This window comes from Robiginitalea rubriflava (assembly GCF_052540725.1).
In genome coordinates this window covers 1,252,245-1,276,432 of the sequence record NZ_CP199309.1, presented here as the reverse complement: position 1 = coordinate 1,276,432, position 24,188 = coordinate 1,252,245, and the positions used below count along the sequence as shown (strand labels likewise).

22 protein-coding genes and 1 pseudogene are annotated in these 24,188 nt (G+C 46.1%); 14 read left to right on the top strand and 9 right to left on the bottom strand.

What is annotated here, in order from left to right:
• Nucleotides 1–26: 26 nt before the first annotated feature.
• Nucleotides 27–632, top strand: a complete 606-nt coding sequence (locus ACT6NU_RS05895; RefSeq protein ID WP_445383536.1) for a DUF4254 domain-containing protein — start codon at nucleotides 27–29, stop codon at nucleotides 630–632.
• Nucleotides 616–1,665, top strand: a complete 1,050-nt coding sequence (locus ACT6NU_RS05890) for a glycosyltransferase family 9 protein (RefSeq protein ID WP_445383535.1) — start codon at nucleotides 616–618, stop codon at nucleotides 1,663–1,665. Before ACT6NU_RS05895 ends, ACT6NU_RS05890 begins: the two co-directional genes overlap by 17 nt.
• Before the next feature lie 2 nt (nucleotides 1,666–1,667).
• Here the strand turns inward: ACT6NU_RS05890 and ACT6NU_RS05885 are convergent, their stop codons facing one another.
• From ACT6NU_RS05885 to ACT6NU_RS05850, 8 genes and pseudogenes are all read right to left on the bottom strand, one after another.
• Nucleotides 1,668–2,282: a TetR/AcrR family transcriptional regulator gene (locus tag ACT6NU_RS05885; RefSeq protein WP_445383534.1), complete on the bottom strand. Its 615-nt coding sequence runs from the start codon at nucleotides 2,280–2,282 to the stop codon at nucleotides 1,668–1,670.
• Nucleotides 2,283–2,508: 226 nt separating this feature from the next.
• Nucleotides 2,509–3,564 (bottom strand): arsenosugar biosynthesis radical SAM (seleno)protein ArsS, encoded by a 1,056-nt coding sequence (gene arsS / locus ACT6NU_RS05880; protein WP_445383533.1) that lies wholly within the window; start codon nucleotides 3,562–3,564, stop codon nucleotides 2,509–2,511.
• A gap of 50 nt (nucleotides 3,565–3,614) precedes the next feature.
• Entirely contained in the window at nucleotides 3,615–3,950 is a 336-nt protein-coding gene (locus tag ACT6NU_RS05875; protein ID WP_445383834.1) for an arsenosugar biosynthesis-associated peroxidase-like protein, read from the bottom strand.
• 240 nt (nucleotides 3,951–4,190) lie between these two features.
• Nucleotides 4,191–4,826 (bottom strand): annotated as a pseudogene (locus ACT6NU_RS05870) (metallophosphoesterase family protein); the annotation flags it as partial.
• Complete coding sequence (locus ACT6NU_RS05865; RefSeq protein WP_445383532.1) at nucleotides 4,808–6,148, bottom strand: sodium:solute symporter family transporter; 1,341 nt, start codon at nucleotides 6,146–6,148, stop codon at nucleotides 4,808–4,810. The gene ACT6NU_RS05865 and the pseudogene ACT6NU_RS05870, both read right to left, overlap by 19 nt.
• A 3-nt stretch (nucleotides 6,149–6,151) precedes the next feature.
• The gene (locus tag ACT6NU_RS05860) at nucleotides 6,152–7,636 is read right to left on the bottom strand and encodes a SusD/RagB family nutrient-binding outer membrane lipoprotein (protein ID WP_445383531.1); all 1,485 of its coding nucleotides are present in this window, start codon (nucleotides 7,634–7,636) and stop codon (nucleotides 6,152–6,154) included.
• 10 nt (nucleotides 7,637–7,646) lie between these two features.
• Complete coding sequence (locus ACT6NU_RS05855) at nucleotides 7,647–10,850, bottom strand: SusC/RagA family TonB-linked outer membrane protein (RefSeq protein WP_445383530.1); 3,204 nt, start codon at nucleotides 10,848–10,850, stop codon at nucleotides 7,647–7,649.
• Between the two features lie 48 nt (nucleotides 10,851–10,898).
• Nucleotides 10,899–11,594: a DUF2064 domain-containing protein gene (locus tag ACT6NU_RS05850; protein ID WP_445383529.1), complete on the bottom strand. Its 696-nt coding sequence runs from the start codon at nucleotides 11,592–11,594 to the stop codon at nucleotides 10,899–10,901.
• A gap of 396 nt (nucleotides 11,595–11,990) precedes the next feature.
• On the opposite strand from ACT6NU_RS05850, the gene ACT6NU_RS05845 reads away from it, so the two are divergent.
• Nucleotides 11,991–12,764, top strand: coding sequence for a patatin-like phospholipase family protein (locus tag ACT6NU_RS05845; protein WP_445383528.1), 774 nt, complete (start codon nucleotides 11,991–11,993; stop codon nucleotides 12,762–12,764).
• A gap of 8 nt (nucleotides 12,765–12,772) precedes the next feature.
• Here the strand turns inward: ACT6NU_RS05845 and ACT6NU_RS05840 are convergent, their stop codons facing one another.
• Entirely contained in the window at nucleotides 12,773–13,882 is a 1,110-nt protein-coding gene (locus ACT6NU_RS05840) for a 2Fe-2S iron-sulfur cluster-binding protein (protein ID WP_445383527.1), read from the bottom strand.
• Nucleotides 13,883–13,952: 70 nt separating this feature from the next.
• Here ACT6NU_RS05840 and ACT6NU_RS05835 point away from each other — a divergent pair, with 70 nt between their 5' ends.
• The 11 genes from ACT6NU_RS05835 to atpA all read left to right on the top strand — a co-directional run bounded on the left by ACT6NU_RS05835 (nucleotide 13,953) and on the right by atpA (nucleotide 24,147).
• Nucleotides 13,953–15,425, top strand: coding sequence for a DUF5687 family protein (locus tag ACT6NU_RS05835; RefSeq protein ID WP_445383526.1), 1,473 nt, complete (start codon nucleotides 13,953–13,955; stop codon nucleotides 15,423–15,425).
• 14 nt (nucleotides 15,426–15,439) lie between these two features.
• The gene (locus tag ACT6NU_RS05830) at nucleotides 15,440–16,135 is read left to right on the top strand and encodes an ABC transporter ATP-binding protein (protein ID WP_445383525.1); all 696 of its coding nucleotides are present in this window, start codon (nucleotides 15,440–15,442) and stop codon (nucleotides 16,133–16,135) included.
• Nucleotides 16,136–16,293: 158 nt separating this feature from the next.
• A complete protein-coding gene (gene porW / locus ACT6NU_RS05825) occupies nucleotides 16,294–18,849 on the top strand; it encodes a type IX secretion system periplasmic lipoprotein PorW/SprE (protein ID WP_445383524.1) in 2,556 nt (851 codons plus the stop codon).
• A 5-nt stretch (nucleotides 18,850–18,854) separates the two neighbouring features.
• On the top strand, nucleotides 18,855–19,316 hold the full coding sequence (locus ACT6NU_RS05820) for a bactofilin family protein (protein ID WP_445383523.1): 462 nt from the start codon (nucleotides 18,855–18,857) through the stop codon (nucleotides 19,314–19,316).
• On the top strand, nucleotides 19,300–19,530 hold the full coding sequence (locus ACT6NU_RS05815; protein WP_445383522.1) for an AtpZ/AtpI family protein: 231 nt from the start codon (nucleotides 19,300–19,302) through the stop codon (nucleotides 19,528–19,530). The genes ACT6NU_RS05820 and ACT6NU_RS05815 overlap by 17 nt, the downstream gene beginning before the upstream one ends.
• Nucleotides 19,530–19,934: a DUF6168 family protein gene (locus ACT6NU_RS05810; RefSeq protein ID WP_445383521.1), complete on the top strand. Its 405-nt coding sequence runs from the start codon at nucleotides 19,530–19,532 to the stop codon at nucleotides 19,932–19,934. Before ACT6NU_RS05815 ends, ACT6NU_RS05810 begins: the two co-directional genes overlap by 1 nt.
• A 106-nt stretch (nucleotides 19,935–20,040) precedes the next feature.
• Nucleotides 20,041–21,171, top strand: a complete 1,131-nt coding sequence (atpB, locus tag ACT6NU_RS05805; RefSeq protein ID WP_445383520.1) for a F0F1 ATP synthase subunit A — start codon at nucleotides 20,041–20,043, stop codon at nucleotides 21,169–21,171.
• 31 nt (nucleotides 21,172–21,202) lie between these two features.
• Complete coding sequence (gene atpE, locus ACT6NU_RS05800) at nucleotides 21,203–21,394, top strand: ATP synthase F0 subunit C (RefSeq protein WP_015753297.1); 192 nt, start codon at nucleotides 21,203–21,205, stop codon at nucleotides 21,392–21,394.
• Nucleotides 21,395–21,477: 83 nt separating this feature from the next.
• Nucleotides 21,478–21,978 carry a F0F1 ATP synthase subunit B gene (locus tag ACT6NU_RS05795; RefSeq protein WP_445383519.1) on the top strand — a complete coding sequence of 167 codons (501 nt, stop codon included), beginning with the start codon at nucleotides 21,478–21,480 and terminating at the stop codon, nucleotides 21,976–21,978.
• Between the two features lie 4 nt (nucleotides 21,979–21,982).
• Nucleotides 21,983–22,519 (top strand): ATP synthase F1 subunit delta, encoded by a 537-nt coding sequence (atpH, locus tag ACT6NU_RS05790; RefSeq protein WP_445383518.1) that lies wholly within the window; start codon nucleotides 21,983–21,985, stop codon nucleotides 22,517–22,519.
• 47 nt (nucleotides 22,520–22,566) lie between these two features.
• Nucleotides 22,567–24,147 (top strand): F0F1 ATP synthase subunit alpha, encoded by a 1,581-nt coding sequence (gene atpA / locus ACT6NU_RS05785; protein WP_445383517.1) that lies wholly within the window; start codon nucleotides 22,567–22,569, stop codon nucleotides 24,145–24,147.
• Nucleotides 24,148–24,188: the final 41 nt, after the last annotated feature.

Sequence of the window (24,188 nt, the reverse complement as noted above, 5' to 3'; positions counted from 1 at the left end):
GGTATCTTTGCCGAAAAGAATACAATATGTTCAGTGACTTTGCCTTTGACATCTTTGAAAAAAGCATTGAAACCTATCACGAAATAGACAAGGTAGATCAGACTTTTACCAATCCTTACCCTAAGGATGAGGTGGGTCACCTGCTCTATAAAAAGAACTGGATCGATACCGTGCAGTGGCATTACGAAGACTTAATACGGGACCCGCAGATAGAACCGAATGCGGCACTGGAACTCAAGCGTAAGATTGATGCGAGCAACCAGGAGCGAACGGATCTTGTGGAATATATCGATAGTTATTTTTTAAAAAAATACCAAGGGGTATCTGTTAAGGAAACGGCCGTTATCAATACTGAGAGCCCGGCCTGGGCTATTGACCGGTTGTCAATTCTTGCACTGAAAATTTACCATATGCGGGAAGAGGCCGAACGGGAAGATGCTTCTGAGGCACACCGATCTGCCTGTCAGGCCAAATTGGATATTTTACTGGAGCAACGAAAGGATTTGTCTCAGGCAATAGACCAGCTTTTGGAAGATATTGCCAATGGGGATAAGTATATGAAGGTGTACAAACAAATGAAAATGTACAATGACGAGGAGTTAAACCCGGTCCTTCGTGAAAAAAAGCAGTGAAAAAAAGGTTCTGATCCTTCGGTTTTCTGCTATGGGGGATGTGGCTATGACAATCCCTGTTATCCTCGCCCTTGTTACCCAATACCCGCAGCTCCAAATTACTGTAGTAAGCCGGAAAGCCTTTGCCGCGCTTTTTGAGCGAATTCCCGGGATTTCATTTTATGCTGCTGATTTAAAAGATCGCCATAAAGGCCTTGTGGGATTGTGGCGGCTCTACCGGGAATTGAAAGCCTTGCAGCCAGATTTTCTGGCCGACCTGCACAATGTGCTGCGAACCAAGGTTATAAGGCTTTATTTCAGGGCTACCAGGCTTGGGGTAGCTGTATTGAATAAAGGCAGGGCCGAAAAAAGGGCACTAACCCGAACCAGGAATAAAGATTTCAGACAATTACGCACCACCCATCAGCGATATGCCGGGGTCTTTTCCTCCCTTGGATTGCCAGTAACATTAACTGCAGAAGCGCTGCTGCCAACAGAGCCCTGGCCTCTTTCATTTAAAGAACACCAACCCGCTTCCGAAGTAAAATGCATAGGCCTGGCGCCCTTTGCCGCTCATAGCGGGAAATGCTATCCTGAAGACCGCATTAAAGAACTGATCGGATTGCTGGAAGCATCCTCAGAGTATAAAGTGTTGCTGTTTGGAGGGGGGAAAGAAGAGATTATGCATTTAAAATTCTGGGAATCCGAATTCAGCAACTGCATTTGTGTGGCAGGGGAGCTTAGTTTTTCAGACGAACTTGCACTCATCTCAAATCTGGACCTGATGATATCCATGGATAGCGGGAATGGGCATCTGGCAGCTCTTTTCGGGTTGGCGGTTATCACCGTTTGGGGGGTCACCCATCCCTATGCCGGCTTCGCGCCCTTTAACCAGCCCGAGGAAAACTGGATCTTGCCAGACCTGCAGCAATTTCCAGAAATCCCAACCTCGGTATATGGCAATAAGGTGCCCGAGGGATATGAAAGGGTTATGGAGACCATTGCCCCACAGACTATTTATAATCGTGTCAGGCAAATCCTCCATTCCCTCTGATTTTAGGCGTTAACTTTCTGACTTAAGGACCTGAAATAGTTACGCATCTGTTGCAGGTACTGGTATCGCAACATTTTTGCGTTGCCGTTTACCATGAGCGTTCGGATTCCAAAGTAAGATGCCATGATATAGGTGGCCAGCGCCTCACTGTCTACATGCCTTTCTACATATCCATTGGATTTCCCTCTCTGCAGTAAGGTAACCAGGTTTACCTCCCATACCTTACAGATGTCTGTCAGGTTTTTCATTATAGCCTCATTTCTGCCGTTGAATTCGTTGATAAAATTGTTCAGGATAAATCCAAAATCCATTTCATTGTATTCAGCGGTTTCAAGGGCGTTGTCCAGACATTTTTCAATGGCCTGAAAAGGATCCTGCTGCCCTTCGAGAGGTTCTATAAGCATACTGTAGACCTTTCGGAATACGAGATTCTGGATAATGCTGATAAAAAATTCCTCTTTGGATTGGAAGTGATGGTAAAATGCCCCTTTTGATAAATCAAGGCTTTTAAGGATATCGCCAACGCTGGTATTATAGTAGCCATTTGCGTAAAATAACTCCAGCCCGGTCATTTGCATTTTGTGCATGGTAGCCATGCTTTTGAGGTTCTTTTCCATTTGGGTAACATTTGGGGTTTACAGACCATGTGGTCTCAAACAAAGAACCTGCAGATTGTGTTTTGGGTCAGGATATTAAGATAAAGCCGGGTAAAAAATCGATGAGATGTCAAATATCCGATCAATGACGTTCAAATACAAAAGTTTAACCGACCGCCCGGTCGGTTAAACCGATGTAAATTTCGGATAAAAGGCAGGCCGTTTGTCAGTGAACACCCAAGGATTCCTAGGTAACGGTGCCCTGGCAACTACTTCCGGCCCCTGCCGTACACCCATAGCAGTGTTGTGAGATAATAATATTCCGATCCTGGAGTACCGCTTCATTATAATCTTTAATATGCTTGACCTTACTGGCTACTTTCAGCCCCAACATCTGGTTAAAGTCACAATCATATAACCAGCCATCCCAGCTAACCGATATTGTATTGGTACACATTACGCTTTTTACGGCCTCAGGGTTATAGGCATCCACCAGGGCCGTCATATAGTCTTCATAGTTTTCAGATGCGATCAAATAATCCAGAAAGCGGGCAATGGGAAGGTTGGTTATGGCAAAGAGCGAATGAAAGGATATCCCAAAGTCTTCCATCAGGGCTTTCTTAAAATCCCGTTCCATGGCTGCCTGGTCTCCCGGGAGATATGCCCCGGATGGGTTGTAAACCAAATCCAGTTTCAGAGGGCTGTCCGGTATCCCATACCCAACCCGGTTTAATTCCTGCAGGGCCTTGATAGATTTATCAAAAACTCCGTCCCCCCTTTGCTTATCTGTTTTGCCACGGGTCCAGTGAGGCATGGAGGAGACTACGTGCACCTTGTACTTGGCAAAAAACTCAGGCAGGTCGTAATATTTCTTATTCGCCCGGATGATGGTAAGGTTGGAGCGGACTATAAAATCCTGTATGCCCGCCTTGGAAGCTTCCTCTACAAACCACCTGAAGTCCGGGTTCATTTCCGGTGCCCCACCCGTAAGGTCGAGGGTATGGGCGCCGGTATTGCGTATCACTTCCAGACATTGTTCCATGGTTTCCCTGGTCATGATTTCCTTGCGGTCCGGTCCTGCATCCACATGGCAATGTTCGCAGACCTGGTTGCACATATAGCCTACATTGATTTGCAGTATTTCCAGTTTCCCGGGCCTCAGGGGAGCCTGTCCACTTTCCGCGATTTTATCCCGGAAGTAGGGCAATTCCCCGGAGGCAAAAATGCCACCATTTAGAATTTCCATTTGCTTGTTTACTGTTCCCAGGGCTTCATTCCTAGCTTTCAGTGATTTCGTTGCCATAGTCTATTTTTATAATGATACAGGACTCCTTTCAGAATACAAAATTTATCCTACATCGAAAGTTTATTGTATTTATTCATCATTTGTACGCCGTGTACCAGGGTAGCACCGCTTTCTATGGCGGCACCTGCATGTACGGCTTCCATCATTTCCTCTTTGGTGATTCCGCGTTGCAGCCCATCTTTCGTATAAGCATCTATACAGTAGGGACACTTAACAACATGAGACACCGCCAGGGCAATAAGGGATTTCTCCCGGGCGGTCAGGGCCCCTTCTTCAAAAACCTTTCCATAGTAATCAAAGAACTTCGTTCCCAATTCTTCACTCCATTCGGTGATCTTGCCAAATTTTCTCAAATCGGCCGGATCGTAATAATTTGCTGCCATTTCTTTATTTGATTTATGATTATTGTCTTGTTTTTTATTGTCCAATTGCAGTGGGATTCCCTGTTGCGCCTGCTCCTTAGGGGGAAGGATTTCCATATTATCCCAAATTCCGGAAATCAAAGTATCTGCATAGGCTTCAGGTAGCCGGGCTTGTAACATTGCCCTGGAAGCGGCTTCTGCGTCATATTCCAATGATTGGTGGTGAAACCCAAGAGATCCCTCCTCTGTTTCGGAATCGAGAACCATGTACCATACACGGCTTGTGCCATCGTTGGCGGGTAACCCGATTACTCCTGGATTCAACCAGGTAGCGGAACCTATTTTCTTGACAAAAGGCAGCCCGCTGTGCCCGGCCACGATTACATCAGATTGTGTGCTTTCAAATTCCTCACGAAAGCGGTTTTCAGGGGAGGAAGCAAAGATATATTCGGAAACTTCCCGTGAAGACCCGTGAACTATTGTTACTTGACGATTACCATAGGTAAAGCGAATGTGCTCCGGGAGGGCGGCTACCCAGTTCATGGAATCCTTTGATAAATGCTCACGCGTATACGGGAACCATTGTTTTGAAAACAAGTCGCAACGCCCGCCTTCTTCAAAGTTACAACCGCAGTCATCTGAGCCTTCGGCCAGTTGTAATTCTACATTGCCGGCAATACTCCTGCCCCCCCAGCTCCTGAAGCGTTGCACTGTCTCTTCCGGGAAGGCACAATACCCCAGCAGGTCGCCGGTTGAGAGGCAATTTTCAGGAGGTATCCCTGCCTCTTCCGCAATACGGATCAGGGCCTCAAGGGCATGAAGATTGCTGTAGACTCCGCCAAATAGGAGGACCTTACCTCTTAAAGAACCAATATTATCTATATTCTTTTTAGCCATAATGGGATTAAATAAACAATAAAACAACTCAACAACCCCCACAGATTGATCCACAAAAGGGGAGCATACGCCCCCTTGGATAAGATCAGTCTTTCCGGAAACCAGTTAAGTACAAGGGCAAATCCAAAAAGCAAACCGCAGCCAATACTGAGGTAAAAGCTGGATTTGGGAGGCTTGGAGCGCCAGCAGATAAATACAGGGCAAAGTCCAATTACCATGGTCCCACTAATGGTGGTAGCTGAAAGTATGGATGCATCCAGGAATACCGGAATGGATCCCAGAATTGCAAGGGCAACCATGCTGGCACGACCCAGGCTTACGCGATTTCCCAGCCCCAGGTCCAGCGCAATAAGCTTGGAAAATGAGGCAAAGGTGGAATCCAGGGTGGAGGCGGCTGAGGTAATCATAATGATGTTTACAATCAGCAAAACGACTACACCAAAGGCCTGTCCCACCTGAACCGCAGCCTGTCCCTGCATTCCCTCAAAACGCGCATAAACACCCACCAGGCTGAATAAAACGATGCAGATAAACCCAATCACGGTTGCCCATAAAAATGCTTTAAGGGTCACTCGTGGGGAAGATATAAACCCTCTGTCTGTTAGTACCGGGTCGTGAAATGGATAACTCAAAGACTGTAAAATGGCAGCCAGCATCAGGTTTATTCCGGTACTCATTGTCCAGCTCCCGGACTGCAATGCCTCACCCATCCCATAAGAAGTGTCCGGACCAAAAATAGCGGCCAGCAGCACGAGTAAAAGCACTGCAAACAGCACCATCTGTATAAGGTCTGTAAAAATGGAGCTGCTTAATCCGCCTTTGAGGGCATACGCCAGGGTTAAGACCGTAAAGAGAATTATCGCGAGATAGTAAGCAGTATCCCCAACCGAACCAAAATACGATCCGATGACCATGGTGTTGCTCCAAACCTCGTTAAAAAGGCGGATAGCAATAAGCAAGGAAAATACCCAGCAGGCCTGCTTGCCAAAACGGGTATTGAGGAAGTGGTGGATGCTGGCAAAACCACCAATGGTGCGCAATCGGTAAATAATCCAGCCGGCGACCAGAAAGGAGAGATAGTAGCCTGCATAGGCCACCCCTCCCACAATACCGAATTCCATCCCCAGGTTGGCGGCATTGGTAATACTTTTTGCAAAGATCCAGGAAATGACCAGACTACCGGTCAGGGCCAGGACGCCCGGGGATCTTTTCGCAATCCGGGCTTTAAAAAACTGATTGGTATTTTTTGCATATGGAGCAAAGAAAAACAATGCCAGGCTGAGCCCTATCAGTATTATCCATTGCCATTCATTTACATTCATTACCTACAGGTTTACATCCCACCACACCGGGACGTTTATACTATTGCCTTCCGTATTTTCAAAAGCCTCCTGATAGTTGCTGTTGTTCAGAGCCTCCTCTTCTGCCGGATAGGGCATGCGCACGGGTATCAGGTCATTATTTAAACTGGCCGAAATGGTTTTTAACAGCGGGAACCCGGTTCTTCTGTATTCAATCCAACCCTCATATCCGTTAATGGTATTCCCGATCCACTTTTGTGTTATTATTTGTTGTAGCGGACTGCTATCCGGGTTGTTAAAAGATGCCGCACCGCTGAGATAGCCCACAGGCAAAGCAGCACCCCAGTACTCGAAGGCTTGTGCCACAGCCAATTCATAAAGCGCCTGTGCGTCGGCATTAATCAGGGATTTATGGGCAGCCTCTGCCAGAAGGAAGTTCGTTTCCCAGGCCGTTATAAAATTGGCATCCAGCCGGCCGCTTTCTTCCCTGAATACGGTTCCGGTAAGTGAATAATCTGCCAGGGCAATAGAGGTCTGGGAGGCGTCAATACCATTGAGCAAACCACTAAAACTGCCATCTGGACTATTGGCGAAAGGGCGATACAGGATTTCAAGCCGAGGGTCCTGCAGCCCGGTCAGGACTTCCTCCATGGTTTCCGAGAGGACAAAATTGTTGAAATCCCCAATCCGTAACCTGGCCAACCTGAAGTTATTGGGCTCCCCATCCGTAAAATCAAAAGTGGCATTCTGGCTGTTTTGCATTATAAAGGAAGCTTCGTCATAAAGGTCCTGTAAGGCTGGGGCCACATCTGCAACCGCAGAGATTCGTATCAGCGATTTAATCTTAAGGGAATTCCCGAAGCGCCTCCAGCCTTCCAAATCCCCGTTGAAGAGAATATCTCCTTCCAGAGCCCTAGAACCATTGTATGCGGAGATTGCGGCAAGGCCCAGGTCCAGATTCTCGAGGATGCCATCCTGGCCGGTGTAGATGGACTCCTGCGAATCGTATTCGGGTGTTACGGTCAGCGTTTTACCCTGAAAAGCTACCGAATAAGGTACGTCTCCGTATAAATCGGTAAGTACAGCAGCCATATACGCTTTCAGAATGCGGGCTGGTCCTTCATAGACGGTTGCAGAAGGACTCTCAAGGGCCTGCTGCAGTAATATTTCATTGTCACGGAGATTCTGATATAAGATCGGCCATGGGTTTCCTCCCAACTGGGGTGATTTCAGGTCGTGGCGATCAAAGAGGTTAAAGTCCAGGGCTGTCGTATACTGTCCCAGCAAATTCCCGGCAGTAAATCCTTCGTAAGACATTTGTTCCCCAAAGTCATAAATGACCTGACGCAATAATAGCTCCGGTTGTACCTGCAATGGGGCATTCGGGTTTGTATTGATCTCTTCAAAGTCCTTGGTACAATTGATCAGCGATGTTAAGGATCCCAGAAGGAAAGCACTGAAGAACAGTTTTTTTAGGGAGACCATATTTAGCGAGCTTGTTTTTTGCATCCTGATTTATTTAAAATTTCACGCTGGCTTTCATTCCAATACTACGTGTGGTGGCATAAGACATATCTTCTACCCCGCTGATAAAGCCTTGTCCCTGTACTGCGAATTGTTCGGGATCAAAGTGGGGGTTTTCGGTTATGGCAAATAAATTCCTCCCGATTAAGGCTATTTGCAACAAGGCATCCTTTCGGAAGAGTTCAAAATTCCGGAAGGTATACCCCAGTGAAAATTGCCGTAATTTCAGAAAGGAAGCGTTGTATATATTGTTTTCCTCGTGGTTGCGGTCATAGAATTGGCGGTAGTAACTTTCTGCGCTAACGGCCACAGTGTTGGGTTGGTAGACCGGATTTTCCGCTGAGCCAACATTTACGACCCCATCAGCGATAATACCAGATTCCGGACGGAAGGCTGTTTCAGCCAATTGGCCCCCTACGTTACCCAGGGCCCTTGTCCGTGAAACCAGGATACCTCCCTGCTGCCAGTCCAACAAAAAGTTGAGGTTCCAGTTTCCCAGGTTGAGGTCGTTGGAAAAGCCCAGGGTAAAGTCAGGATTGTAATTTCCAAGCTTTTTAAGGGTATTATCCGGTATAAAACGGCCTTCGGGAGTAAGCACGAATTGGCCCGAATCATTTTTTAAATAACCTGTCCCATAGAGGTCTCCAACGCGCCCACCTTCTTCTACCTGTAAAAATACCGTTTGGTTTTGTGAATCGTAAATCCTGGAATATGCCAATGTCAGCCGCCCTTCTTCTTGCGGAAGATCTGTAACTATCGCCCTGTTGGCACTAAAATTTAACTGAGTGTACCAGGAAAACCTCTCGCTGAAGACGGGATTGGCGTTCAGGATTATTTCAAGTCCCCTGGAGCGAACCCGCCCGCCGTTCACCACTTGTTGGGTATAACCGGAAGAAATACCGATGGGCAGGGAGATAATCTGGTTGCGTGTAATATTGTTGTAGTAGCCTATGTCTATACCAAGCCTTCCCCCGTAAAACCGCAAATCAGCCCCAAGCTCCAGTGCACTGGTTTGTTCCGGAAGTAGTGCCGAATTCGGTATGCTTGCCTGATCGCTGAAGGTGGGTTGCCCGTTAAAGGGGGTTTGAGCAATAAAGGTGCTGTTAGTCTGGTAGGGATTGGTATCGTTCCCTACCTGAGCCCAGCTGGCACGCAGCTTCACAAACGAAAACGCCTTTGGGAATTCCAGTAATTCGGAGAGGATTAGACTGGAAGAAAAAGATGGGTAAAAGAAATCAGTGTTTGCAACGGAAGTTGGGGTTGCAAGTGCACTGGACCAGTCATTTCTTCCGGTAATATCCAGAAATAACAGATCCCGATATCCCAGACGGGCTATGCCATACAGGCTGTTTATCCTTTTTCTGGCTTCGAAATCAAAAATCTCTACAGGGGAAGCGGCGTTGGATAGTCGGTATATTCCGGGCTGTGCCAGGCTGGTGGTTTGGGATTGTTTGTTGATTGCCTTCTGATCCAAACGATTGCCTCCAAATGAGAGGTCAACGGAAAGATCCCCGTAGTTGTTCCGATAATTGAACAGAAAATCCGTATTGACTTCCCTGTAAAAGACATCGTGTTCGGCATAGGCCCCATTGCGAAAGCGGTTGGAACTGTAAGCGCGTCGCAATTGCCTGGCCTCCGAAGAATAATCCATCCCGCTTCGTATGGAAACTTCCAGTTGCTCCGTAATTTTATATTTAGCGGAAAGGTTTCCAAAAACCCGGTCTCGCCGGAAGGAATTCCGATTCTCAAACAGAATAAAGTAGGGGTTATCAAAAAAAGTGTAGTTATAGGAAAACTGCTGTATATCTTCCAGGCCAGGTTGCCAGTAATCCTCTAAAATTCTGATGTTTAACGACCTTGGCCCCCAGGCTACAAGGGAGTAATTTACATTTTCAGAACCATACCCGTTGGCCGGGCGATTGTCGGACTGAGAATTTACATACATTACGGTGGCATTGATATTCAACCGTTTGTCTGGTTGAAAACCTAACTTTGCATGCAGGGTTTGTCGGTCCAGATTTACTCCCGGTATAATGGATTCTGATCGCAAATCTGTAAAGGAAAGCCGGTAATTTCCCTTGTCAAACGCATTGGAAACGGAAAGGTTGTTTATAAAAGTTGTTCCTGTCTCGTAAAAATCCTTCAGGTTGTCCGGATGTGAGACAAAAGGGGTAGGAGTGATAGGGAGTCCGTTGTAAAGGGAAGTGTCCCCTCCCCGAACAGTCCTGCCATCGGCTAGTATCACCGGGCTGTCAAACTGAGGGATCAGGGTGCCCTGATCCAGTCTGGGACCCCAACTATAGGTAATGTTGTCATTTACACCTCCCCCCAGGCCATCTACAAACTCAAATTGCCCGGAATTTCCCTGGCCGTAGGTATTTTGAAAATCAGGCAGGCGAAAGGCCCGGTCTACAAAAAAACTGCTGGAATAGCTGATCCCCATACCCGGTGTCTCAGCTCCCGATTTTGTTTCAATCAGGATAACCCCATTGGAGGCCCTCGTTCCATACAGGGCCGCTGCACCCGGCCCTTTTAATACAGAAACCTCTGCAATATCATCCGGGTTTACTTCCATAGCTCCGTTTCCAAAATCGATCTCCTGAAAACCTGCCGCGGCCTCGTTTGTAAAATTGATTATGGTGTTGTTGTTAATGGGAACCCCGTCTACCACAAACAGTGGATTGTTATTCGAAAAGGATGCTTCGCCCCTTATGCTGATTTTTGAAGAGGATCCCACTCCAGTAGCGCCCTGGCTAATGGAAAGCCCGGCCACCTTTCCGCTGAGGTTATCAAGGAAATTTATCGATTTTACCTCGCTAACCCCTTTAGGGTCAATGCTTTGAACGGAATATCCGAGTTTTTTGACTTCCCTGCGCTCCCCCAGCGCTGTTAACACAATTTCCTGTAGGACCTGGCTATCTTCCTGCAAAACGACATCGATACGATTTTTGCCTGAAATAGCTGCCCGGAAAGAAGTGTATCCCAGGGTTGAAAAAATTAATTCCCCTGAAAGTTTGGGAAGTTCCAATCGGTATACCCCATTTTCATCTGAGCTGGTACCCGTAGTGGTTCCGGCTAAAAGGACATTTACATAAGGAATGGGGCTCCCGTTGGAATCTCGTACAGTACCGCTTACAGTTTGCTGTGCGTATAATCCGGCGCCCAGGCCAAAGGCCATCAGGCAAACTAAGATTTTCATAAAATGAATTCAGAATAAATGAAATGGCAGTAAAAGCAACTACCCTAATTAAACAAAGCTTATCCTTAGCAGGTCCGGAGATCCTTTGTTTCTGAATATTCTGAAATAGATTTTCCGCAAAAATAGTATTACAGCGGAGACAGCTGTGGCGAAATGGGTCAAAATCAGCAAAAACAGCTTAAGCAGCCGCCTGCCCGATTGGGTGTTTAATTTAAGCCATACCTTAAAGTCCCATTCTGAATCCAGTTCCATTAAAGGAGTCAGGTTATATGGCTCAGCGCTTAATGTATTGAGCCACGATGTCATGGCCGTTCTTAGGCTACCCAGATTCCAGGGTAATTTGATAAACGCTTCAAAATGAAAATCGGATCGGTCTAAACCGATCAGGTAGACCCCTCCATCGTTTGAAGGACCCAATACCGGTTTTCCTGCATCTACCATATTCGCGGCCTGGATGAGGGTTGCTGTTTTCAGATCCGGGCTGTCATTGCCAATGACAATAAGCTTTTTATAGCCCTTTTCATAAATGCCCTGCATGGCATTGGTCAGACGTATCCCGAAATGGGCACCCACCTGTTGCTGTTCACCGATGTGGAAATATGGGAGGCCACTCCTTTTTGCTTTTTGAATCGCTTCCTGTGTCAGCTGGTCAAAAAGCAGCTCTCCTTTTAACACCCCTTTGTCAAGGGAATCTTTTTTCGCGGATTGGGCGAAGACTAGAATAGCTGTGTCCGGGGGTCTCAAAATGGCCTGCCTTATTTGTTGTGCTTAAACTTACGATAAAATGAACACCTATATGGTCGGGAAGGGCTTTTTTACATTACATCAGGATGTAATTTTAACAGCTTGCATAAGATATACTAAACAGACTACCCGGTTTGTCAATAGTATTAGAAAGCTCTGCCAACTCTGGAAAGTATGGTCAAAAGGTCTCTTGAAGCTGTTTAATGGCAGCCAGATTCGTCTTATTGGTATTCTAAAGCTAACTACCGACCACCCGGTACGTTTTACCTGCTATAACCAACAGGCAAAGCAGGCTTAAAAACGAGTCCTTCGGACCAAATTAAATGCCTTGTTGGCATTGATATGTAAAATCTACATAAATATTGATAGTTTTGGTTACTGAGCAAGCAAATAAGGATGAAGCTCCCGGAAGCAAAACAAATTGGAATGGTCTTTTCCGGTGGTGGCGTGCGCGGCATGGCCCATATCGGAGTACTTAAAGCCCTGCAGGAACACAATATTAGCCCTCATTGGATAGCGGGCAGTAGTGTAGGGGCACTGGTTGGAGCCCTTTATGCCAAGGGCAGATCCGTTTCAGAAATGCTTTCCTTTTTTAAGGAAACGCCTTTATTCCGGTATAATTTTTTCAGTTTTGGAAAACCCGGCTTGATGGATACGGACCGTTACCACAGGGTTTTTGAGGAATACTGGCCCGAGAATTCTTTTGAAGCGCTCCCCAAACCTCTTTTTGTGGTGGCTACCGATATACTAAGGGGAAAAGAGGCCTTTTTTTCCAAGGGCGAACTCATCCGTCCCCTTCTGGCCTCTGCCGCACTCCCGCCATTATTCAGCCCCGTCAGACTTAATAACCAACTGTATTCGGATGGTGGAATTATGAACAATTTTCCCCTGGAACCGATACAGGAGCGGGCTTCCTTTGTCATTGGCAGCAATGTTTCGGTGATCAAGGAGGTACAGGACAGCGAAATCCGATCTTCCTTTCAACTGGCCAATCGTACCACAGCCCTGATGCTCTACGCGATTAATCGGGAAAAAATTAATAATTGCGATTTGATTTTTGAACCAATAGCATTGGAAAAAATTGGGGTATTGGACAAAAAAGGAATTGAAAAAGCCTTTGAAATAGGCTATTCACACGCATCTAAAGTATTGGAGGAAAAGGCTTTGTGAGCAAAGAATCAGACGTCGTCATAGTCTATTTTCAGAACTGCTGAGGTCGGATGGGCCTGACAGGTCAGTATAAAACCTTCCTGCAGCTCACTATCGGTGAGGATCTGATTTTTCTCCATATGCGCCGATCCTTCCGTAACCCTGGCAATACAGGTGCTGCAAACCCCGCCCTGACAACTGTAAGGGGCATCGATCTTGGCATTTAATACCACGTCCAGCACCAAAGATTTCTGGTCCATTTCCAGCTGATGGATTTCATCATCCAATGTAACCTCCAGGCGGGTTGTTCCTTCCAGGGGTGTTTCTGAAGAGGCCTCAGCTTCGGGTTCGGTAAAGAGCTCATGGAAAATACGGTCTTCCGTCATCCCATTGGCTTTTAGAGAATCCCGTACGGCATCGATCATTGGCAATGGTCCGCAAAGATATGCGGCATCAAAATCCACACTTTTGTGCTTATTGCGCAAAACATAATTGACAGTACTGTTCTCAATGCGCCCAAATAAACTGTCGGATTCCTGATTGCGGCTAAAGAGATGATATAAATGAAACCGATCGTTATATTTTTCTTTGAGATCCTGAAGATCCTTGTAGAACATGGTCTCTTCCCGGTTTTGGTTTCCGAAAACAAGTACAAAATTGAGGTCTTGTCTGTCCTGAAGCGCTGTCCTCAAAATGCTCATTATGGGTGTGATTCCACTACCGGCAGCAAAAGCCAGCACATTTTTGTATTTGCTATCAGGCTTTAGGACAAACCTTCCTTCCGGGGGCATCACCTCCAGTACGTCTCCTGTTTGCAGTTGTTCATTTGCATAGACCGAGAAAGTACCCCCCTTTACTTTTTTTATCCCTATGGTTAGTTCTTCTTTTCGCGGAGCCGAGGAAATCGAATACGCTCTTCGGATTTCACTATCTCCATTTTTATGGCGTATGGTAATGTACTGTCCGGCATCAAAACGGAATGCTTCTCTGTGTTCAGCAGGTATTTGCAGGCTTACCGCTACAGAATTGGGAGTAAGTTTATCGATATTAGAAACTTCTAAGGGATAAAAGCTGCTCATTTTTTTTGCGAATTTTGCTGCAAAACTAAGCATTGCAGCGCTTTCTTCTAATTTTGACATTAATTTTAAGTCTTTTGTAACAAAAATTTCTATTCTGATACTAACTTGCTGAACGATTAGCACCAACCCTATGTTCAAACACTTTATCCGTCTTCAGTGGAAGGCGTTTTTTCGGTCTGCGTCTTTCGCAACCAATATCTGGTTTAAAATCCTGATGGCCCTGGGAGCCCTTTATTTTATCCTGGTCTTTTTATCCCTGGGAATTGGATCTTTTTTCATCATTGAAAAGGCAGGCCTTGGCGATCCCTTGCGGGTGGTTAACCGCTACATGGTTTATTACCTGGTTTTTGATCTCTACCTGCGGTATATGCTGCAGAAAATGCCGGTGATGAATATAAAACCCCTGCTGTACCTTCCCTTTAAGAAGGCCCAGGTGGTACAGTACTCTCTGGGGAAGACGGTGCTTTCTTTTTTCAATATCATGCACGCCTTCTTCTTTATTCCTTTTTCGGTAGTATTGCTGGTTAAAGGCTATGACCCGGTATCCGTTGTAGGATGGCACCTGGCGATGTTCGCACTGTTTTATTCCAACAATTTCCTGAATATCACCATGAATAATCAGGACCGGATTTTTTACCCAATCATTATTATCCTGGCCATTTTGGGGATCAGTCAGTATTACGGGTGGTTTGATATTACCCTTTACACTGCCCCGGTATTTGATCTGTTTTTTGACACCCCACTTACCGCCATACTGGCGTGGGGGCTGCTGGTAGCCATTACCTGGTATGCCTTCAGATATTTCAGGCAACACATGTTCCTGGATGGAGGTTTAGCAAGCAAAACGACCGAGGGTAAAACGGAGGATTACGTCTGGCTCAACCGCTTTGGAAACCTGGGAACTTTCCTCAAGAATGACATCAAACTCATTCGCCGGAACAAGCGCTCCAAAACTACAGTCCTGATGAGTGTCCTTTTCCTTTTTTACGGATTGTTATTTTTCTCAGGGGGCCTGGAAGTGTATGAGTCACCGGTATGGCAAATATTTGCAGGGATTTTCGTTTCTGGCGGCTTTCTCTTCAGTTTCGGGCAATTTGTCCCCAGCTGGGACAGTGCCTACTACCCTTTAATGATGAGCCAGAATATACAGTATCGCGAATATCTGAGTTCCAAATGGTATCTTATTGTGATTGCTACTGCACTGAGTACGCTGGTATCTGTCTTCTATCTCTATTTCGGTTGGAAGGCCTATCTCGCCGTTGTGGTAGGGGCTGTTTACAATATCGGGGTAAACTCCTACCTGGTCTTGTGGGGAGGGGCTTATATCAAAACCCCAATTGATCTTACATCCAACAAAAAGGCTTTTGGAGACAGCCAATCCTTTAATGCCAAAACCCTGCTGCTTACTATTCCCAAATTGCTTCTGCCCATACTAATTTACTGGCTGGGAGATTTTATTTGGGACCAGACCACGGGCTTTATCCTGGTTGCTCTGTCAGGTGTTATTGGCTATGCCTTTAAAAACAAGGTGTTCTCTCTGATCGAAAAGATTTACAAAAAAGAAAAATACAAAACCCTGCTGGCCTATAAACAAAAGGCCTGATCAAAAAGAAAATTATGATTGTCTCAGTAGACCTAACAAAAACATACGGGGCTCAAACCGTTCTCAATATTGAAAAGCTGGATATCCCAAAGGGGCAGTGCTTCGGATTGGTAGGGAACAATGGGGCCGGAAAAACAACATTCTTCAGCCTTTTACTTGACCTTATTGAACCCAGTTCAGGGGGGATTACCAACAATGGAATTGAAGTGCGTAAAAGTGAGGCCTGGAAACCCTTTACCTCTGCTTTTATAGATGAAAGTTTCCTGATCGGTTATCTCACCCCTGAGGAATACTTTTATTTTATCGGGGAATTAAGGGGGCAAAGCAAGCAGGATGTAGATGCGCTTATTGGAGGATTTGAAGATTTCTTTCACGGGGAAATCCTCAATCAGAAGAAATACCTCAGAGACCTTTCAAAAGGGAATCAGAAAAAAGTGGGGATTGTGGCTTCGCTCATCGGAAACCCTGAGGTAATCATCCTGGATGAGCCCTTTGCCAACCTGGACCCTACCACCCAAATCCGTCTGAAAAAAATATTGAAGGACCTGGCCGCCAACCGGGAAGTAACCGTGCTGGTTTCCAGTCATGACCTGATTCATGTAACCGAGGTTTGCGAACGTATTGTGGTGCTAGATAAAGGGGTAGTTGTTAAGGATATTGAGACCTCTCCAAAGACCCTGAAAGAGCTGGAAGCATTCTTTGATAACTAGCCCCTGCCAGGATAGCCCTGCAGCCGGTAAAAACTACTGCTAAAGAGCTTCTGAGAGGTTATTTCCTGAATAAGACATCAATATCTTCTGATTTGCAGTGTCCCGGCATACTAAAAACTGCCTTTTGTAGTTAAGGATACATAAGAATACCGGGAATTTTGAAGCTTCGTTTCAATTTTTTGTTTTACCTGTTGGGCGCGGGAGTTATGTTGGTGGGATGTTCCACCAAGAAAGACTCTTTTGTCAATAGGAATTGGCATGCCCTGAATACCAAGTATAATGTCCTTTATAACGGGAACCTGGCCTTTGAAGAGGGCCGTGAACAACTCAATGAATCGTACAGAGATAACTACTGGGAAATCCTTCCGGTAGAGCGCCTGGAAGTATCGGGCGAGATTAAACTGGATTCGGAGGATAACAACCCCAATTTCCTTAAAGCCGAAGAAAAAGCTGCCAAAGCTATCCAGAAACACAGTATGGATATTTCCGATTTGGAGCGCAATCCTCAAACCGATGAGGCCTTCTTGCTGCTCGGAAAATCGCGATACTTTGACGAGCGTTATATCCCCGCCCTGGAAGCATTTAATTATGTACTGCGGAAATACGAGGAAAGCGACAAGCTGAACGAGGCAACTATCTGGAGGGAAAAAACCAACATCCGCCTGGGTTATGAGGAACTGGCCATTGAAAACCTGAAACGCCTTTTTAAATTTGAACGGCTAAAAGACCAGGAATATGCCGATGCGAGGGCTATTATGGGACAGGCCTATATTAACCTGAATGCCCCGGACACTGCCATACAGGAATTAAAAACGGCTGTCGCCTATACACGCAAGCCGGCTGAAAGAGGAAGATATCTGTTCATCATCGGACAGCTGTTTAACCAGCTGGACTATAAAGACAGCGCCAATATTGCCTTTGATAAAATTATTGCGCTAAACAGAAGGATTCCCAGGGTATACCTTATCAATGCCCATTTGAGAAAAATACAGAATACGCCGGTAGATCCCGAAAATGAAGAGGACTTGCTGGAATACCTGACTGAACTCGAAGAAGACCGGGAGAACCGTCCTTTTCTGGACATTATTTACCGGCAATTGGCAGAACACCACCAGCAAACCGGATCGGACAGCCTGGCCCTGTCCTATTACAACCAATCGCTCAGAAAAACGCAGCTTAAACCTCAGCTGAACGCCCTTAATTATCAGGACCTTGCAGATCACTATTTCGACGAAAACTCTTACCGGACCGCCGGGGCCTATTATGACAGTGTTTTGCTGAACCTGGACGAGAATACCCGTACTTTCCGGGCCATACGGAAAAAAAGGGACAACCTGGATGATGTAATTGCCTACGAGGAAGTTGTTCAGTATACTGATAGCGTTATTCAGATTTACAATATGAGCCCGGTAGAGCGGGAAATTTATTTTCAGAACCATATAGACTCCCTGAAGGCTGTTGCCGAAGCAGAAGCCCTGAAGAAGGAGCAGCAGGCAAGTACAGGATTCGCTGCTTTTGCGGAAACCAAAGGAGGCAAACAGAACAAGGGTAAATTTTATTTCTATAATATCACCAGCCTGGGATACGGGAAAACAGCATTTACCAACAAGTGGGGGAACAGGGAACTGGAGGATAACTGGAGATGGAGCAATAAGGCTCGTATTCTGACAGAGCAGGAGGCCCTGACCGCCGATTTGGACAGCGGGGATGAGGCAGACCTTTTTTCGGAGGAGCAGCGCTATTCTCTTGATTTTTATCTGGATCGCATACCAAAAGACCCGCTCGTAGTTGACAGTCTTCAGCACGAGCGAAATTTTGCAAATTATCAGTTGGGGCTTATTTACAAGGAGAAATTCAAAGAGCTGATGCTGGCAGCGGGCAAACTTGAAAGGGTGCTTGCCTCCAATCCGGAGGAGCGCCTGATACTCCCTTCCAAATACAACCTGTTGAAGATTTATGAGGCAGTAGACAGTCCGCTTTGGGAAGATATGCGCTCCGATATCATCCAGAACCACCCAGATAGCCGGTATGCAGCAATCCTCACCAATCCCGAAATAGAACTTTCTGCCCTTGAAAACAGTCCGGACAGCAGATATGGGGAATTGTTCAGGGCCTTCCGCGAGCAACGCTTTCTGGAAGTGATAACCGGGGCAGAGAAGAGTATCAATCAGTTTACAGGAGATCCGATTGTTCCAAAGCTGGAACTGCTTAAGGCAAATGCAATTGGCCGTTTGCAGGGGTTTATTGCATTTAAGGAAGCCCTTAATTACGTGGCGCTCAATTACCCCAACAGCCCGGAGGGCAAGCAGGCCCAAACCATGATAGACGAACAGATTCCGCAATTGGAAAACAAAGAATTTTCAAGGGCAAATGACTCTAAAGGACGGGAAAACTGGAAAGTTGTTTTTCCCTTTAAGCGCTACCAGGTTGAGGAAGCTGAAAAGCTTGCAGGAAAACTGGAGAAATCCCTTAAGGACCTAAATTATAAAAACCGAGTATCCAGAGACATCTATGATCTGGAAGACGCCTATGTGGTGGTACATGGCTTCCCTTCACGTGACTTTGCTCTGGGATACCTGGAACTGCTAAAAAACAACAAGGATTATCTTATTGAGCGTGAGAATTTTGTAATTTTATCCTCCAACTATAAAATTATCCAGGTCCATAAGAATATAGACGATTACAGAAACACAATACAATCCCCAAAACCCTAATTACCATGTTTTCAGATAACAAAAAACCCAGAGCTATGAACGAAATTGGAGGACAACCCAACCGAATCGAAAAGAACACCAAAATCAAAGGAGATATTATTTCCGAAGCCGATTTCCGCATTGACGGAAAACTGGATGGAAATGTAAAAACTTCCGGGAAGGTAGTCATTGGAAAGGGTGGCTATATCCATGGAAAAGTAGAATGCGTGAATGCAGATATAGAAGGCAGCTTTAATGGAGAATTATTCGTTTCTGAACTGCTTTCTCTGAAGGATTCAGCGGTTATTGAAGGTAGCGTTAGCGTTTCCAAACTGGCCGTGGAACCCGGAGCTACTTTTAACGCCTCCTGCACCATGAAGGGGAAAGGCGCCGTTGGTACTGCCAGTGCACCCACTTCTGCTGCTTCCGGGATGAAACCATCCGGCGGAGGCCCTGCCAACACATCCGAACGTGCCAAAGCCTCCTGATAAGAAAAATAGGAACCCTATAAAAAACCTCGCAATCCTCTCAGGCATTGCCATAGAAATGGGGGTCATTATCTATTTGTTTGCCCGCGGAGGAATGTGGCTCGATAGTTATTACGCAACTGAAAAAAGAATTTTTACAGCCTTTGCAACCCTTTTGGGTGTCGGGATTTCCCTTTGGGTCGTACTCAGACAAATCAAACAGGTCAAATACTGATGAAGGATGCAGGTTTTCTGTTGCGTTACGCTGCAATCCTCTTGTTTAGCCTTGGCATAGCTTTTGGGATACACTGCTGGCTTCGCATTGAGTATGGGCTTGAGGTATTCGGTGAGGCCCTGCCGGGCACTTATCTCTTCAACTTTATTTTGGCCTTTGGAATTGTTGTGCTGCTCTATGTTTTTCGACAGAAACTCAAAAACCAGATTGGCTTTTTGTTTATTGCGGGCAGCCTCCTAAAATTTCTGGGTTTCTTTGTTTTCTTCTATCCGGGATATGCCTCTGATGGCAGCCTCGGCCGTTCCGAGTTTGCGGCCTTTTTCGTACCCTATGCAGTAGCCCTGATCCTGGAAACACTTTTTGCCTCCCTCCTGTTGCGGAATATGGAAAAAAACACCCCCTGATTCCGCTAGCTTCCAAAGCTTTAAAATAAAATTTAAATGCTTTTTTCTTTTTAAAGGAATGCCGTACATTTGCACCGATTTTTAGAGACCCTTAGATCCTAGAGACATGCATAAAATCCTGGTGAAGTACCTTTTTGCTTTTGTAATCCTTTTGTCGGGTCAAAATGCGATCGCCAAAGAAAGCAGCACAAATACGGGAGAAACTCCACAGAGCCGCAAGGAAATAGTAAAGGAATTTATTGAGCATCACCTTCGGGATTCTCATGATTTCACAATAACCTCCTGGACTAACGAGGAAGGGGAAGAGGTCCATTTTGGTTTTCCACTGCCTGTGATTCTCTGGGACGACGGATTGAGAATATTTTCCTCTTCGCAATTACACCACGGAGAAACTGTTGCAGAAGCAGGCGGGAATTATTATGCCCTGGAGCATGGAAAAATTTATCGCACAGACGCAGAAGGGACAATCAACTTTGACGAGGATCACCATCCTACCAATGTAAAGCCACTTGATTTTTCCATCACCAAAAACGTGGTGATGATGCTCGTAACCGGGCTTTTATTGATATGGTTATTCAGCAGCCTGGCCAGGAGCTATGCCCGTAATGGCAGCATTCCTAAAGGAGCAGGTCGCTTTTTTGAGCCTATTGTTTTGTACATAAGGGACGACATTGCCATTGCCAATATCGGGGAGAAGAAATACAAGCGATACATGCCCTTTCTGCTCACTGTATTTTTCTTTATCTGGTTTTTGAATATGTTCGGACTCACTCCACTGGGGATCAACGTTACCGGGAACATTGCCGTAACCACGGCCCTGGCGGTAATCGTATTTTTCATCACCAATTTCACAGGCACCAAAGACTACTGGAAACATATTTTTGACCCGCTGGGAGACGGAATGCCCTGGTACGGTAAAATGGTAATTTATATAATTCTCGTTCCAATTGAGGTTCTGGGGATGTTTATCAAGCCTTTCGCACTGCTGATTCGTTTGTATGCAAACATGACTGCAGGCCACGTGGTACTCATGAGTCTGATCGGGTTGATCTTTATTTTTAAAAGTTGGGTTGGCGGGCCCTTGTCTTTTGGACTGAGTTTCGCCATTTCCCTAATAGAGGTGCTTGTAGCCCTCTTACAGGCGTATATTTTCACCATGCTGGCAGCCTTGTATTTTGGTTTTGCCGCTGAAGAACACGAGCACGATCACGACGATGCAGAGCTCGCACATTTATAGTTGAATTGTTTAATTTTTTAATAATTATTTTATGGAAATTCCAAGTGTAGTAGGAGCAGGTTTAGCCGTGATCGGTGCCGGTATCGGTATCGGTATGATTGGTGGACGCGCAATGGAAGCAATTGCCCGTCAGCCTGAGGCCTATGGTAAAATTCAGACAGCGATGCTGATTGCAGCGGCGCTTATTGAAGGTATTGGTTTCGCCGCGATTTTCGCAGGCTAAACCAGCATCATACTCCGTCTGTTTATGCGGTTGGTATAAACGGGCGGAGTTTAAAGGAAAATTCATAAGGTAAAGACAAAGCAATGGAAAAATTAATTAACGAGTTTTCGATAGGCCTCTTTTTCTGGCAGACCATTTTGTTTATCCTGCTTCTGCTCTTATTGCGGAAATTTGCGTGGAAACCCATCCTGAAGGCGGTTAATGAACGTGAAGAAGGGATCAAAAATGCATTGGCGGCGGCTGAAGATGCCAAAAAAGAGATGCAGAATGTAACTGCCGACAGCGAAAAACTGCTGCAGGAAGCTCGTGCCGAACGCGAGGCCATGCTGAAAGAAGCCCGGGAAATTAAAGAAAGGATGATTGCCGAGGCAAAGGCACAGGCCGAGACGGAAGGTGATAAAATGATCGCAAAGGCCCAGCAAAGCATTGAAGGTGAAAAGAAAGCAGCGATCGCCGACATAAAAAATGAGGTTGCAAGCCTTTCACTGGAAATAGCGGAAAAAGTCCTCGCAGGGCAACTGGATAATAAAGACAAGCAGCTAAAGTTGGTTAACAGGCTGGTCGAAGACATCAAATTACGCTAGTAGTATGAGCGAGAGGAGAGTAGCTTATCGTTATGCCAAGGCGCTTATGGAACTATCCATAGAGCAGAAAGCAGTCAAGACGGTTGAAAAGGACATGCGCCTGGTGGCAGAAACCATTGAGGGGAATGAATCCCTTAATGATGTACTGAACAGTCCGGTACTGAACTCTGCAGATAGGGAAAAGGCAATGGAAGTTTTATTCAAAGGTTCTCAGCCGCTAAGCTTTAAATTGTTTAAGCTGCTTTCCAGAAATAAGCGGATAGGAATACTGGATGTAGTAGCCTCCGAATTTATTGCGCTATGCGAAAAGGCAAAAGGACAGGATATCGCAACAGTAGTGACTGCCGTGCCTCTTACAGCAGAGCTGGAAAAGAAATTGTTAAAACAAATCGAATCCATTACCGGAGGAGAGGTAAGTATCGAAAATACTGTTGATGAGAGCCTGATCGGCGGATTTATTCTCCGTGTGGGAGACCTGGAATACAATGCCAGCATTGCCAGCAAGCTCGGAAACTTAAAAAGAGAATTAATACAGAATTAATTGTATAACCCGATCCGGATGGCCGGATCGCCTTTATAAATAATAAAATGGCCGGAATTAAAGCAGCTGAAGTAACAGCGATCTTAAAGAAGCAATTGTCAGGATTTGAGGCAACGGCTACCCTTGATGAAGTGGGTACCGTACTTCAGGTTGGGGATGGTATTGCCCGAGTTTACGGATTATCCAACGCCCAGTACGGAGAGTTGGTGGAATTCGATGGAGGTTTGGAAGGAATTGTCCTGAACCTGGAAGAAGACAACGTTGGGGTAGTACTTTTGGGACCCTCCAGGCAAGTAGGAGAAGGAGATACCGTAAAACGTACCCAGCGAATAGCCTCTATCAATGTAGGGGAAGGCATCGTGGGACGCGTGGTGGATACCCTTGGAACTCCTATCGATGGGAAAGGAGCCATAGAAGGAGAGCTGTTTGAAATGCCTCTGGAACGCAAAGCACCCGGAGTAATCTTCCGTCAGCCTGTAAATGAACCCCTGCAAACGGGTGTAAAGGCGATTGATGCCATGATCCCTATCGGCCGCGGACAGCGTGAGCTGGTAATCGGTGACCGTCAGACTGGTAAAACCACCGTTTGTATTGACACCATCATCAACCAAAAAGAATTCTACGATGCAGGAAACCCGGTTTACTGTATTTACGTAGCTATCGGACAAAAAGCTTCAACTGTAGCGGCTATTGCCAAGACTCTTGAAGATAAAGGAGCCCTTGCTTATACAACTATCGTTGCAGCAAACGCATCCGATCCTGCACCTATGCAGGTATATGCTCCCTTTGCCGGAGCGGCTATCGGTGAGTATTTCAGAGATACCGGTCGCCCGGCTCTGATCATTTACGATGACCTTTCCAAACAGGCTGTCGCTTACCGGGAGGTATCCCTGCTGCTCAGACGTCCGCCAGGGCGTGAGGCGTATCCCGGAGACGTATTCTACCTGCACTCCCGTTTGCTGGAGCGCTCGGCAAAGGTGATTGATGACGACAAGATTGCCAAAAACATGAATGACCTTCCGGATACCCTTAAGAAGGTTGTTAAAGGAGGAGGTTCCCTTACAGCCCTTCCGATCATCGAAACCCAGGCAGGAGACGTATCGGCTTATATCCCGACTAACGTGATTTCCATTACGGACGGACAGATATTCCTGGAGCAGGACCTGTTCAACCAGGGGGTCCGGCCTGCGATTAACGTTGGGATCTCCGTATCCCGTGTGGGGGGATCTGCCCAGATCAAATCCATGAAGAAAGTAGCGGGAACACTGAAACTGGACCAGGCCCAGTTCCGCGAACTGGAAGCATTTGCGAAGTTTGGTTCCGACCTGGATGCGGCCACCCTGAATGTAATTGAAAAGGGAAGAAGAAACGTGGAAATCCTGAAGCAGGCCCAGAATGACCCCTTCACAGTTGAAGATCAGGTTGCGATTATCTATGCCGGTTCCAAGAACCTGCTCAGGGGTGTTCCTGTGGAAAAAGTAAAAGAATTCGAGCGCGATTATCTGGAATTCCTAAATGCGAAGCACCGGGATGTTCTGGATAGCCTGAAAGCAGGGAAACTGACCGATGAAGTCACAGATACCCTCACACAGGTGTGCAAGGAGCTATCGAGCAAATACAAGGCCTGAAGTTAATACCCTATACCAAATATTTTTGGTGGGGCGCTTAA

Coding starts and splice junctions, on each gene's coding strand:
- ACT6NU_RS05895 (WP_445383536.1), top strand. CDS start 27: ATGTTCAGTGACTTTGCCTTTGACATCTTTGAAAAAAGCATTGAAACC.
- ACT6NU_RS05885 (WP_445383534.1), bottom strand. CDS start 2,282: ATGGAAAAGAACCTCAAAAGCATGGCTACCATGCACAAAATGCAAATG.
- arsS (WP_445383533.1), bottom strand. CDS start 3,564: ATGGCAACGAAATCACTGAAAGCTAGGAATGAAGCCCTGGGAACAGTA.
- ACT6NU_RS05875 (WP_445383834.1), bottom strand. CDS start 3,950: ATGGCAGCAAATTATTACGATCCGGCCGATTTGAGAAAATTTGGCAAG.
- ACT6NU_RS05865 (WP_445383532.1), bottom strand. CDS start 6,148: ATGAATGTAAATGAATGGCAATGGATAATACTGATAGGGCTCAGCCTG.
- ACT6NU_RS05860 (WP_445383531.1), bottom strand. CDS start 7,636: ATGCAAAAAACAAGCTCGCTAAATATGGTCTCCCTAAAAAAACTGTTC.
- ACT6NU_RS05855 (WP_445383530.1), bottom strand. CDS start 10,850: ATGAAAATCTTAGTTTGCCTGATGGCCTTTGGCCTGGGCGCCGGATTA.
- ACT6NU_RS05845 (WP_445383528.1), top strand. CDS start 11,991: ATGAAGCTCCCGGAAGCAAAACAAATTGGAATGGTCTTTTCCGGTGGT.
- ACT6NU_RS05840 (WP_445383527.1), bottom strand. CDS start 13,882: ATGTCAAAATTAGAAGAAAGCGCTGCAATGCTTAGTTTTGCAGCAAAA.
- ACT6NU_RS05835 (WP_445383526.1), top strand. CDS start 13,953: ATGTTCAAACACTTTATCCGTCTTCAGTGGAAGGCGTTTTTTCGGTCT.
- ACT6NU_RS05830 (WP_445383525.1), top strand. CDS start 15,440: ATGATTGTCTCAGTAGACCTAACAAAAACATACGGGGCTCAAACCGTT.
- ACT6NU_RS05820 (WP_445383523.1), top strand. CDS start 18,855: ATGTTTTCAGATAACAAAAAACCCAGAGCTATGAACGAAATTGGAGGA.
- ACT6NU_RS05810 (WP_445383521.1), top strand. CDS start 19,530: ATGAAGGATGCAGGTTTTCTGTTGCGTTACGCTGCAATCCTCTTGTTT.
- atpB (WP_445383520.1), top strand. CDS start 20,041: ATGCATAAAATCCTGGTGAAGTACCTTTTTGCTTTTGTAATCCTTTTG.
- atpE (WP_015753297.1), top strand. CDS start 21,203: ATGGAAATTCCAAGTGTAGTAGGAGCAGGTTTAGCCGTGATCGGTGCC.
- ACT6NU_RS05795 (WP_445383519.1), top strand. CDS start 21,478: ATGGAAAAATTAATTAACGAGTTTTCGATAGGCCTCTTTTTCTGGCAG.
- atpH (WP_445383518.1), top strand. CDS start 21,983: ATGAGCGAGAGGAGAGTAGCTTATCGTTATGCCAAGGCGCTTATGGAA.
- atpA (WP_445383517.1), top strand. CDS start 22,567: ATGGCCGGAATTAAAGCAGCTGAAGTAACAGCGATCTTAAAGAAGCAA.